This is a genomic window from Chryseobacterium sp. FP211-J200, assembly GCF_001643375.1.
Taxonomy (GTDB): Bacteria; Bacteroidota; Bacteroidia; order Flavobacteriales; family Weeksellaceae; genus Epilithonimonas; species Epilithonimonas ginsengisoli.
On the sequence record NZ_LSHB01000078.1, the window covers coordinates 43,784 to 56,686 of the forward strand.

12 protein-coding genes are annotated in these 12,903 nt (G+C 37.9%); all 12 read left to right on the forward strand.

The genetic code is table 11. The features are described from left to right. The first annotated feature begins 8 nt into the window (after window positions 1–8). The 12 genes from AXA65_RS18595 to AXA65_RS18650 all read left to right on the forward strand — a co-directional run bounded on the left by AXA65_RS18595 (window position 9) and on the right by AXA65_RS18650 (window position 12,272). Complete coding sequence (locus AXA65_RS18595; protein WP_063971544.1) at window positions 9–1,241, forward strand: FtsW/RodA/SpoVE family cell cycle protein; 1,233 nt, start codon at window positions 9–11, stop codon at window positions 1,239–1,241. Continuing rightward, window positions 1,242–2,345: an undecaprenyldiphospho-muramoylpentapeptide beta-N-acetylglucosaminyltransferase gene (gene murG, locus AXA65_RS18600; RefSeq protein ID WP_063971545.1), complete on the forward strand. Its 1,104-nt coding sequence runs from the start codon at window positions 1,242–1,244 to the stop codon at window positions 2,343–2,345. A 78-nt stretch (window positions 2,346–2,423) separates the two neighbouring features. Then, a complete protein-coding gene (locus AXA65_RS18605; protein WP_063971546.1) occupies window positions 2,424–2,819 on the forward strand; it encodes a hypothetical protein in 396 nt (131 codons plus the stop codon). After that, window positions 2,816–4,189, forward strand: coding sequence for a UDP-N-acetylmuramate--L-alanine ligase (murC, locus tag AXA65_RS18610; protein ID WP_063971547.1), 1,374 nt, complete (start codon window positions 2,816–2,818; stop codon window positions 4,187–4,189). Before AXA65_RS18605 ends, murC begins: the two co-directional genes overlap by 4 nt. Beyond that, entirely contained in the window at window positions 4,189–4,716 is a 528-nt protein-coding gene (locus AXA65_RS18615; RefSeq protein ID WP_063971548.1) for a hypothetical protein, read from the forward strand. Before murC ends, AXA65_RS18615 begins: the two co-directional genes overlap by 1 nt. 46 nt (window positions 4,717–4,762) lie before the next feature. Then, window positions 4,763–5,761, forward strand: a complete 999-nt coding sequence (locus AXA65_RS18620) for a cell division protein FtsQ/DivIB (protein WP_063971549.1) — start codon at window positions 4,763–4,765, stop codon at window positions 5,759–5,761. Between the two features lie 145 nt (window positions 5,762–5,906). Further along, a complete protein-coding gene (gene ftsA, locus AXA65_RS18625) occupies window positions 5,907–7,295 on the forward strand; it encodes a cell division protein FtsA (RefSeq protein WP_063971550.1) in 1,389 nt (462 codons plus the stop codon). 106 nt (window positions 7,296–7,401) lie between these two features. Then, a complete protein-coding gene (gene ftsZ / locus AXA65_RS18630; protein WP_063971551.1) occupies window positions 7,402–9,282 on the forward strand; it encodes a cell division protein FtsZ in 1,881 nt (626 codons plus the stop codon). 101 nt (window positions 9,283–9,383) lie between these two features. Beyond that, window positions 9,384–9,830, forward strand: coding sequence for a GatB/YqeY domain-containing protein (locus AXA65_RS18635; RefSeq protein WP_063971552.1), 447 nt, complete (start codon window positions 9,384–9,386; stop codon window positions 9,828–9,830). Window positions 9,831–10,126: 296 nt separating this feature from the next. Beyond that, window positions 10,127–10,537, forward strand: coding sequence for a BrxA/BrxB family bacilliredoxin (locus AXA65_RS18640; protein ID WP_063971553.1), 411 nt, complete (start codon window positions 10,127–10,129; stop codon window positions 10,535–10,537). Window positions 10,538–10,645: 108 nt separating this feature from the next. After that, the gene (locus AXA65_RS18645) at window positions 10,646–11,587 is read left to right on the forward strand and encodes a ribose-phosphate pyrophosphokinase (RefSeq protein WP_063971557.1); all 942 of its coding nucleotides are present in this window, start codon (window positions 10,646–10,648) and stop codon (window positions 11,585–11,587) included. 43 nt (window positions 11,588–11,630) lie between these two features. Then, entirely contained in the window at window positions 11,631–12,272 is a 642-nt protein-coding gene (locus AXA65_RS18650; RefSeq protein ID WP_063971554.1) for a 50S ribosomal protein L25/general stress protein Ctc, read from the forward strand. Window positions 12,273–12,903 lie beyond the last annotated feature (631 nt).

Below are 12,903 nucleotides of genomic sequence, written 5' to 3' on the forward strand. Positions count from 1 at the left end.
GAAATAAAATGGAACAAACTACAGACAACAAATTCGAACTGCTGAAAGGAGACAAGGTCCTTTGGTCGGTAATCATTTTGATTTCCCTCCTTTCCGTGTTTCCGGTTTATTCCGCAAGTTCGAATCTGGAATATATCGTGAACAACGGGACCACAACAGGTCACGTTTTCAAGCATATTATTTTCGTTTTCATTGGTTTGGGAATTATGCGTTTCGTTGGAACAGTCAAGTACGAATACATCGGAAAACTGAGTTCCATTCTGCTTTTGTTTACGATAGGACTATTGCTAATCACAATGTTCACGGGGCAAAAGATTGAAGGTGCAAGTGCATCAAGATGGTTAAAGATTCCGGGAACACCCATTTCGTTTCAGCCGTCTTCATTCGCTTATTTGATGTTAATCATCTATTTGTGTAGATATTTGACCAAAAGAATCAAGAGGGAAAGAGTTCCGATCGAGAACATAGTTTACATCTTCGGACCAATTCTGATTGTGTTTGGATTAGTTGCGAAAGACAACGGTTCTACAGCTTTGATGATCATGATGGTGTCAATTATCATATTGATTATCGGACAATTAGCTTGGCAATATGTGGCGGGATTTATCTCTCTTTCGGTGGTTTTCATTGTAATGTTTTTGGTTGTTGCACTTAACACCAATTTGATGGGCGGAAACCGTGTTCACACGTGGATGAGCCGTATCGAAACCTTTACAAGTTCCAAGAAAACGGCGGATGTTGAGGACGAAAGTATCAAGGCAAAAAACTATCAGGTAATGCAGGCGAAAGCCGCGATTGTCCACGGTGGATTCAATGGGATTGGACCCGGGAAAAGTGCTTTGAAGCAGACATTACCACAATCGGTTTCGGATTTTATTTTCGCAATTATTGTAGAAGAATATGGGTGGATGGGTGCTTTTGTGTTAGTCAGTCTTTATATGATAATGATAATTCGTATCGTGATGATTGCCAGTAAAATGCCTGCTTTTTTTGGGTCGTTACTGGTGTTGGCGATTGGATTAATGATATTTATTCAGTTATCGGTGAATATTGCCGTTGCTGTCAATCTTATTCCGGTTACTGGTCAGCCTTTACCACTGATAAGTTATGGAGGAACATCGATGTTGGTGACCTACATTCAGTTGGGAATTATACTAAATGTAAGTTCCAGAATTCAGGTTTTTGATGAGGAAGGATTGGGCAAAAGACAAAGTTTGGAAGAAATAAATGATATCGCTTAAATGAGCAAAAAACTAAAAATAGTATTGAGCGGCGGCGGAACAGGTGGACACATCTTTCCGGCGGTTGCGATTGCTCAGGAAATCCAGAAAAGGTTTCCCGATGCTGAGTTTTTGTTCATTGGTGCCAACGGAAAAATGGAGATGGAAAAAGTGCCTCAAGCTGGATTCAAAATCGAAGGTTTGAACATCGCAGGATTTGACAGAGGAAATCTTCTGAAAAATCTTGGACTTCCATTAAAAATAGTTTCAAGTTTATTGAAGGCTAAAAGAATCATCAAAGATTTCAAGCCGGATTTTGCAGTTGGAACGGGTGGTTTTGCAAGTGGACCAGCTTTGTACGTTGCAGCGAAAATGGGAATTCCGACTTTCATTCAGGAACAGAATTCCTTACCTGGAAAGACGAATGTTTTCAATGCAAAGAAAGCGAAAGCAGTTTTCACGGCCTATCCGGATATGGAGCAATTTTTCTCAGGCACGAAAACGTATTTCTTAGGAAATCCAATCCGTCAGAATATCATCACAGATTTGATTGATAAAGATTGGGCTAAGGAAAAATTAGGCTTAGATAAAAATAAATTAACGATTCTTTCCGTCGGTGGTTCACTAGGTTCCAGAACTCTGAACAACGGCTGGAAAGACAATTTAGATAAATTAAAAGAAAAAAATTACCAACTCATCTGGCAAACTGGAAAGTTGGATTATAGTGATTTGAAGGATAATGAATCAATTATCAATTATCAATCATCAATTATGTTGAAGGAGTTCATCTCCGATATGGCTTTGGCTTATTCTGCGGCGGATGTGATAGTTTCCAGAGCTGGTGCAATTGCAATTTCAGAATTAGCGGTGGCGAAAAAACCGGTTTTGTTGGTTCCATTTCCGTTCGCGGCAGAAGACCATCAAACCAAAAATGCATTGACTTTGGTTGAGAAAAATGCGGCGAGAATGGTCAAAGATTCTGAAATGAAAGATAAATTCTGGAACACGCTTTCAGAGATCTGTGAGAGTGAAAACCTGAGAAATGAAATGTCCACAAATTTGGAATTTTTCGCAAAGCCAAAAGCGGCAGAAGGAATTGTGAATGAGATTTTTAAAGTGATATAATTAATGAAATCAATTAAAGACATATTAATTATTTTTTGTTTGATTAGTTTGTCAGGCTGTATGAACCGGTATGAAAATATGCCGTCAAAAAACAATACAGCTGAAAGACAAAAATTAGCAAGAAGTTTTGCAGAGAATTTCTATGCGAAATGTGAGAAAAAAGATTATTCTGAGATTACAGGTTTTAATATCGATGTCAATATGAAAAATTATTTCTCTCCTGAAAGAATCAAAACTGTTTGTGAAAAAAGTGAGAAAAATTACGGAAAAATAGATATAGGAAGTTTGTATGCAGCCAAAACGAATGTATATCCATCGGACTTTTCAGATTTATTTGTTTTCAATGTTAAGACAGAGAAAAATGATAGTGTCAAATATTTGAGAATGGGAATGACTAGAGACAAAGACTATTTTCAGGTTTTTTACATATCAACAAAGCCATATAATAAATGGTATAAAAGAAAGAAAAAATGAGCATTTTAAATAAATATCAAAACTTCTATTTCATCGGAATCGGTGGGATTGGGATGAGTGCGCTTGCGAGATTTTTTCACGCGAACGGCAAAAACGTTTTGGGCTATGACAAAACACCTACGAAACTGACGGCTCAACTCGGATTTGAAGGGATTGATATTTCATTCGAAGATGTGATAGATGAGAAAATCGTAGCGTTCGACAAAGAATCGACTTTGGTGATTTATACGCCGGCAATCAAAAAATTAGCGATTCTGGATTATTTCGCCAGCGAAAGTTTTGAGATTTTGAAGAGAGCAAAAGTTCTTGGATTAATTACAGAAAATACAGATTGCATCGCGGTTGCAGGAACACACGGGAAAACGACGACTTCCACTTTGATTGCGCATTTGTGTAAGGAAGCCAATATGCCTTCATCCGCATTTTTAGGTGGAATTTCCGAGAATTTCAAATCTAATTTTGATTACAATGGAAACCAGTTTTCTGTGGTTGAAGCCGATGAATACGACAGAAGTTTCCTGAATCTTTCACCAGATTGGGCAGTCGTAACATCGATTGATGCAGACCATTTGGACATCTATGGTGACAGAGTTCAGATTGAAGATGGTTTCAGACAGTTTGCATCCTTGGTTCCGAATGACAATCAGTTGTTTGTAAGAAAAGGAATTGCGATGGGAAGAGAACATTTGACTTATGCGGTGAACGAGGAAGCGGATTATTACTCCGATAACTTGAGAATGGACCACGATAAAATCTACTTCGATTTCCACACACCAACGGAAGAAATCAACGATTTTGTTTGGGAAATTCCAGGAATTCATAATGTGGAGAATGCGACGGTTGCTTTGGCGATTCTTAGCAATTTAGGTGTTGATTTCGAAACTTTGAAGAAAGCAATCGCGAGTTTCAAAGGCATCAAGAGAAGATATACGAAACATATTTTCGATAACGGAAAAATTTATATTGATGATTACGCGCATCATCCGACAGAACTGAATGCGGTCATTGGTTCCATAAAAACCTTTTATCCGACTAAGAAATTGTTGGTGGTTTTCCAACCGCATTTGTTCAGCAGAACGAGAGATTTTGCGGAAGATTTTGCAAGAAGTCTGGAAAAGGCTGATGACCTTTTGCTTTTGGATATTTATCCGGCAAGAGAACTTCAGGAGAATTATGAAGGAATCACCTCAGCGTGGTTATCGGAAAAAATTGAAATTGAAAACAAGAAAGTCTGCACATTGCAAGAGACTTTTGAATTAATAAAAGAAAAGGAATTTGATATTCTTTTGACAGTCGGAGCCGGAAACATCGATACGCTTTATGACGGCATCGTGGAATGGCTTCCAAATATTGAAAAGGTGAGCATCTGATGAGATTAAAGCTTTCCATATTAATCAGCATTTTGGTCTTCGGTTTTGCTTTTTCGCAGTCGAAAGAAGTGTTGGCGGTAGTGGAAAATATTAATAAATATTCGGAAGCAATTGATAAAGACCCAAAGGTCATTGAGTATAGATTTGAAGTAAAAGGTAAGGACAAAACAATCCTTTATCAATACTCAAAAAAGGGAAATGAGATTGTAAAGATTTCCCGAGAATGGAAAGAAGATAGAGATAATTATACGAACACGTTCACAGATTATTTTTTATTAAAAGATGGACAAAGAGTTTATGCGACGCAAAATATAGTTTATACAAATAAGTCAGATGCGGAAGATATGGGAGGATGGAAATGCATTTTTTGGATTAATAAAAGTAAGGTCATCAATATGACATCTCTCGGACACGGGAAAACGGAATTGGATGACTGGGATTATGAATTGGAATTGAAGGACAACTTCAATTATATGTTGAAAACGGTAAAGGAATTTGATAAAAACCGATTGGCGAAAATAAAATAATAAAAAGAAAAAACTTAGCGCAAAGGCGTTAAAACCAAAATAAGAAATGAAGAACAAGTGGAGAATATTGAAGATACTTGTGACAGTCGTCCTTTTTGGATTTCTGCTCAGTTTCTCATTGAAGCGCTTCAACGATGCTAAGATGGAGAACGTGTCTATCAATATGAGCCAAGGCAAAACGCCGGTTTATTTTGTGGATGAGAAAGACATCAAAGAACTGGTAAAACAATACAATCCGACGAGAAAAATTGGAGATATCAATATTCCGGAATTGGAGAAGAAAATTAATCTAATTCCTTTTGTGGACAGCGCCAATGTTTATTTGAATCTGAATGGAAATCTGAATGTGGACATCAAACAAAGAGTTCCGGCTTTCAGATTAAATAAGGACGGAAAAGATTTCTACGTCGATAAAAAAGGTGTAGAATTTCCAATCTCAAAAAACTTCTCACTGCCAAGTATGTTGGTAATGGGTGATGTGAAACCTTCGGAATATGGAGCGTTAGGAGATTTAATAGAAAAGATTGACAAAGATGATTTCAGTAAAAAATATTTCATCGGAATCACTAAGGAAAAAGAGGATTACAATCTTTTAACAAGCGACGGAAATTACAAAGTTGAAATCGGCGACCTCGATAATATCGATTTAAAAGTAAGAGGTTTCAAAACCTTTGTTGAGAAATATCTGGTGGACCAGAATACGCAGAAGTACAAGAAGATTTCATTAAAATATGATAATCAGATTGTCACCACGCTAAATCCTTATTTCAAAGAAAATGACAGCATTCTCAGAAATGCACCAAAAATTGAGTTAAAGCCTGAAGATGGAAGTCAGAAGCTGGAAGTGAAAAAACCAGAAGCTAAAAAATCTGAAGCCAAACCTGAAATTAAAAAGCCGGTCAAGAAGTCAGAACCCAAAAAGGAAACTTCGAAACCGAAAAAAGTTGAGAAAAAACCGGAAACCAAGAAAGTTTCTGCCAAGAAAAAAGAAACGACTTCCAAAACAAGTGATAAAAAGAAAAAAGCAAAAGTAGTTGTAGAATAAAAAAGCCACGAAGTGGTGACATCAATAGCATAGGGCAAAGCCCTATGGAAAACGTAGAATAATAAATAGTCCCATCGGGACGACAAATATAACAACATAGGGTTTCAACCCTATTAACAATAAGAAAAATCAAATCGAACATATAATGGAAAATCAAGAGTATTCAGTAGGTCTGGACATTGGGACAACTAAGATTGTCGCCATTGTCGGAAGACGAAACGCTCACGGGAAAATTGAAATTCTGGGCGTTGGAAAAGCAAAAAGTCTAGGCGTTCACAAAGGAATTGTCAATAATATTTCCCAAACCATCAACTCCATCAAGTCCGCTGTGGCAGAAGCACAATCCAGCGCTGGCGTGCCTATCAGCAAGGTAACGGTGGGAATTGCAGGCAAACACATCCGTTCGCTTCAGCATTCGGATTATATTATGAGAGACCATCCGGACCAGTATATTACGGAGGAGGATATCGAAAAACTAAAAGACCAGGTGAAGAAGTTGGTGATGCTTCCAGGCGAAGAGATCATCCACGTTCTACCTCAGGATTATAAAGTAGATTCCGAAGGCGAAATCCAAGAACCAGTCGGGATGCACGGCAAAAGATTGGAGGCTAATTTCCACGTTGTTGTGGGACAAATGGGTTCTATCAGAAACATCGCAAGATGCGTTCGTGAAGCTGGTTTAGAAATGGAAGCCTTGACCTTGGAACCTTTGGCGTCGTCCGAAGCTGTTCTTACAAAAGAAGAAAAAGAAGCTGGTGTTGCGATTGTTGATATCGGTGGTGGAACTACGGATATTGCGATTTTCAAAGACAACATCATCCGTCATACTTGCGTGATTCCTTACGGTGGTGGGATTATTACCGATGATATCAAGGAAGGATGTTCAATAATCGAGAAACACGCGGAGCAACTGAAAGTGAAATTCGGTTCGTCTGTTCCTGAATTGGAAAAAGACAGCACTTACGTGACAATTCCAGGATTGCACGGCCGTCCGGACAAAGAAATTTCATTGAAAGTTTTGGCTCAAATCATCAATGCAAGAGTTGAAGAAATTCTTGAAATGGTGAATACAGAATTGAAAGCTTACGGCGCCTTCGAACAAAAGAAAAAACTGATTGCAGGAATCGTTTTGACAGGCGGTGGTTCCAATTTGAGAAATCTTCGTCAGTTAGCGAACTACACAACAGGCTTCGACAGCAGAATCGGTTTTGCTAATGAATATGTGGCGAACGATAAAAATCAATATTTGAAAGGTCCGGAATTTGCAACTTCCATCGGTTTATTAATGGAAAGTCTGAAAATCAGAGATAAGAAAATGTTGGTAACAGAGGAAGAGATCATCGAAGAATTGAAACCTCAAATCGAAAATGCCATCCAAGCGCAGACTCAATCTCAGGAAATCCAAACGCCTCAGGTTCAGAATGATATTGTAGAGATTGCGAAACATAAAGCAGAAGTGAAGAAAAACCGACCAACTTTCGGACAATCACTGATGGACAAAGTCAAAAAATTCTTTGAAGAAGTAGAAGAGTAACTATTAATTGTAAAATCGAAGAATCGTGGAATCGTAAAACCAGCAAATTGACAATTTTGCAAATCAACGATTTAACGATTTAACAAAACTGAAAAAACATACCATTATGGACAATATATCAAACACACAAGGTTTTTCCTTTGACCTACCAAAAGGGAATTCTGCCATCATCAAAGTAATTGGTGTTGGTGGCGGTGGAAACAACGCTTTGAAGCATATGTACGAGAAAGGAATTTACGGCGTAGATTTCGTAATCTGTAATACAGATGCACAGACTTTGGACAACAATCCAGTTTCTAACAAAGTGCAGTTAGGAATCTCTATGACAGAAGGTCTTGGCGCAGGTGCTGACCCGGAGGTTGGAGAGAAGGCGGCGATTGAAAGTATCGACGAGATCAAAGCAGCAATGGGACAAAACACCAAAATGGTTTTCATCACAGCCGGAATGGGCGGTGGAACGGGAACTGGTGCTGCGCCTGTAATTGCAAAAGTGGCTAAGGAAATGGGAATCCTGACTGTAGGAATCGTAACCGTGCCTTTTAGTTTTGAAGGAAAAAGAAGACTGGACCAAGCGGAATTAGGTTTGGACAAATTAAGAAATAACGTTGATTCTTTAATTGTCATCAATAATGATAAACTAAGACAACAATTCGGAAATCTTGGTTTCAAACAAGGTTTTTCCAAGGCCGATGAAGTTTTGACAAACGCAGCGAAAGGAATGGCAGAAGTGATTACAGGTTATTTCGATGTCAATATCGATTTCCGTGATGCGAAATCTGTACTTCAGAATTCCGGAACAGCATTGATGTCAACCGGCGTTGCAACTGGCGAGAAAAAAGCGGAAGAAGCAGTTAAGAAAGCTTTGGATTCTCCATTGTTGAACGACAACAAAATTACTGGAGCGAAAAACGTTCTATTGTTGATCAGAAGTGGTGTTTCTGAGGTGACGATGGACGAGATCGGTGTGATTATGGACTATATCCAAAAAGAAGCTGGACATACTGCAGATATTATTTTTGGAGTTGGGACAGATGAGGAATTAGGCGATGCAGTAAGCGTTTTGGTCATCGCAACTGGATTTTCTAATGACGATAAAAAACACACTGGAACGACTGAGACTATCAAATATTCTTTGGACGACAGACCAAATTCGTTTTCAAGAAACAGAGAATCCCCTTTCAAAAGCAGACTTCAGGAAGAGTCAAAACCTCAGCCTGAATCTGGGAAAAACTTTTTTCGTTTAGAAGATGAGGACGATTTCGGAACCTCTAATTTTCCAACTAATTCTTTAGTAGAAAGTTTGGTGGAAGAAGTGGAAACTGAAACTCAAATCATCGAGAAAGAGGAAATCGTAGATTATTCTAATGATTACAACGATGGAAAGCAGGAATACAATCTTTTCAATTTTGAGGATGATGCTAATGACGACTTCGATTTAGAGCCTCAATCTTTCACTTTCGAAGTAGAAGACAAGCCAAAACCGTCTTTCAAAACTGAGGAAGTAGAAAAACCGGTTGAAGTGACTTTCACTATCAACGAGTCTGCGACTGAAGAAGAATTTCCTGTTATCGAAAAGCAAGTGATCTCCGAAGTTAAAGAAGAAATTGTAAATGAAGTGATCGAAGAAAAAATCGAGGCACCAAAAACAAACAATTATTCTTTCACAGCAGAAGTAAAAGAAGAAATCGTTGAAGAAAGACAACCTGAGCCAGTTCAGGAAACTGAAAGCGGTTTTACATTCTTCAACAAAACTTCCGACACAGCTTCAAAGGCAATGGACAGAAGAAACAAGTTGAAAGAATTCAATTCCCGTTACCAGCAACTGGACAATGAGAATGTTTTCGAAACAGTTCCGGCTTTCAAAAGAAAGAACATCAACATCGATGGAGCCAACGCATCGGACCAGAATATCAACACATTTTTGTCTGATAACAACGGAAATATGCAACTGAGAGAAAATCGTTTTCTTAATAAAGATGTAGATTAAAAATTGTACAAGTGTATTGACGTAAAATGTAATAACGATTAAAAGTTACATTGCATTTTCAGTCATAATACATTAATTCTTTTTACATTAATACAAAAATTATGAGTTTAGAAATCACAATAAACGATGCGATAAAAACCGCAATGAGAGAGAAAGACAGAGTTGCTTTGGATTCTCTACGTGCTGTCAAAGCGCAAATATTATTACTGAAAACCGAAGCCATTGGAGCGGAAGTTTCAGCGGAGCAGGAAATTGCAATTTTGCAAAGAATGATAAAGCAAAGGAAGGATTCCTACGACCAATTTACGGCTCAGGGAAGAACGGACCTTGCGGAAGTAGAAGAAGCGCAATCCAAAGTGATTGAGAAGTTTCTTCCACAACAGCTTTCTGCAGAAGAATTGGAATCGGAAATCAAGAAAATTATTTCTGAAACCGGCGCGGAAAGCATCAAAGATTTAGGAAAAGTAATGGGCGTTGCTTCCAAAGCATTGTCCGGAAAATCTGACGGAAAGAGCATTTCCGAAATGGTGAAGAAGTTACTTGCCTAATTTATAATTGATAAATTATAAATGATGATTGATTTTTTTGAATCGATTATCATTTATCTCTTACCATTTATTGCCCCACGGATATTCAAAATATGCATATCGATTTGATTTGAACCCATGGTCCTCGGACTTTGGGTTTTTTATTTGATTGAATTTTCAGTGAAATCAAGACAAAATGGCTCAATAGATTTTCGGAATGATTTTAATAGAATGAAAGATGAGTGGGGCAAATTAATATTGATTAAATTTGCAACTCAAACGAAACTTTGAACGTTAAACTTTTAAACAAATCAATTATGTATCCAGCAGATTTAGTATTGCCAATGAAGGCAGAACTTACAGATAAAGGTTTCCAGGACCTTACAACACCAGCAGAAGTTGACACAGCACTTAAACAATCGGGAACTACTTTATTAGTGATCAATTCCGTTTGCGGATGTGCGGCAGGAGCAGCAAGACCAGGCGTTTTGTACTCTTTGACAGGCGAGAAGAAACCAGACCATTTGGTGACAGCATTTGCCGGATTTGATTCAGATGCAGTGGCAGAGGCAAGAAGATTGTTGGCGCCGTTTCCTCCAAGTTCACCGTGTGTAGCACTTTTCAAGGATGGCGAGTTGGTGCACATGCTAGAGAGACACCACATCGAAGGAAATCCTGCAGGCGCAATTGCTGCGAATCTTCAAGCGGCTTTCGACGAATATTGTTAAGAATACAAAAACCAAAATAGAAATATTTTGGTTTTTTTTATAACTATGAATGAAATCAGTCTTTATAGTTTTTATTATTTTTTAAATTTGCAAAAAAGTAAAGAAAGAATGTCAGATCATCAAGCCAGTTATCTATTTTCAACAAGGACCAGCCATGAGTTGGCAGAAAAGATTGCCAAAAGTTACGGGCAAACACTTGGAATCATTAATTTTCAACATTTCAGCGACGGAGAATTCGAACCTGTGTTGGAGCAGTCTGTAAGAGGAGCCAGAGTCTTCCTTATTGCATCTACTTTCCCACCAGCAGACAACCTTCTGGAGTTATTATTAATGATAGATGCTGCGAAAAGAGCGTCTGCCAAAAATATCACAGTCGTTATTCCTTACTACGGTCTGGCAAGACAAGACAGAAAGGATAAACCGAGAGCACCAATAGGCGCAAAACTGGTTGCCAATCTTTTGACTGCCGCAGGAGCAACCAGAATTATGACAATGGATCTCCACGCCGATCAGATTCAAGGATTCTTTGAGATTCCTGTAGATCACCTTTATGCTTCGACCATTTTTGTGGATTACATCAGAAATCTTAATTTGGAGAATCTTACAATTGCTTCACCTGATATGGGTGGTGCAAAAAGAGCAAAAAATTATGCTGGACATTTGGGCGCCGATGTCGTAATTGCTTACAAGGAGAGAAAAAAAGCCAACGTGATAGAAGAGATGTTCTTGATCGGTGATGTAAAAGATAAGAACGTGATCCTGATCGATGATATGATCGATACAGCTGGTACGCTTTGCAAAGCTGCGGACATCTTGATGGAAAAGGGGGCCAGTTCTGTAAGAGCGATGGCAACACACGGTGTTCTTTCTGGTAAAGCTTATGATAACATCGAGAATTCTCAATTATTAGAAGTGATCGTGACAGATTCTATCCCAGTGAAAGCAGGTTTGTCTTCAAAAATAAAAGTACTTTCTTGCGCGGATCTGTTTGCTGATGTCATGAAAATGGTACATGAGCACAAATCCATCAGTGATAAGTTCATTATTTAAAAAAAATTAATACCTTTGCACCCTTAAAATAATTTTATACAAAATGAAATCAATTACAATTCAAGGTACAAAAAGAGAAAGCGTGGGCAAAAAGTCTACTAAAGCTTTACGTGATGCTGAATTAGTTCCTTGTGTTGTTTACGGAGGTGGCGAGCCATTGAACTTCTCTGCATTGGAGAAAGCGTTCAAAGGTTTGGTATATACTCCCGAAGCACACACGGTATCTATTGAAGTTGACGGACAGGTAATTCCTGCAGTTCTTCAAGATATTCAGTTCCACCCAATTACAGACAAGATCATTCACGCAGACTTCTACAGATTATCTGACGATAAGCCAGTAGTGATGGAGGTTCCAGTAAGAGTGACAGGTCGTTCCAAAGGTGTGGTTGCCGGTGGTGTTCTTAGACAAACTTACAGAAAACTAAAAGTTAAAGCTATCCCAGCTAACTTGCCAGACGAGATCGTAGTAGATATTACTTCCCTTAAGATTGGTAACAAGTTCTATGTAGAAAGTCTTAAAAATGACAAATATACATTCATGCACCCAGACAATGCAGTAGTAGTTGCTGTTAAAATGTCTAGAAATGCTAGTAAAAATGCTGCTGCAGGAGCTGATGATGAGGATGAAGAAGAAGTAACTGAAGGAGGAGCAGAAGCTACTACTGAAGAAACTTCTGCAGAGTAATCATTACCTGTAAAAATAATACTGAACCGCCTCGTTTTCTACGAGGCGGTTTTTTTATGTCATATTTTTATTGCTGACCTTCATAAGTTAGAGTAAAAGATGGCAGAAATAAAAATCAATGACCTAACTTCAAAGAGCTTTATACGCATCTTATACAACCAAAAAATGACCTTCAATTTGTTATTTTAAGGAATTGTGTGGGGATATAATTAGAAATAAAGTAGGATAGTTTGTTACTGCTTTTTCATTTAGCTGATGTCTATTTTACATTGTAGCGGTTTAGTTTTCATTTATTACGATTTTGTTTTCTATTCCCTCATAAACATTTTCCATTCACCAAACTCTATTATCACTTATATTAACCCGATAGCGCGGATTTGCAATCCGTGCTCTTCACAACAATAAAAAGTAAGCAGTGACAAACTAATCAGTGCTTTTTCATTTATCTAATGTCTATTTTACATTGTAGCGACTTAGTTTTCATTTATTACTAGGTTGTTTTCCATTCTCTCATAAACATTTTCTATTACCCTAACTCTATTATCATTTATATCAACTTTGTTTTATATAATGTTGATATTGTTCTACATTATATCAATATTATTTTATGTAACACTCGTAGTGCATTATT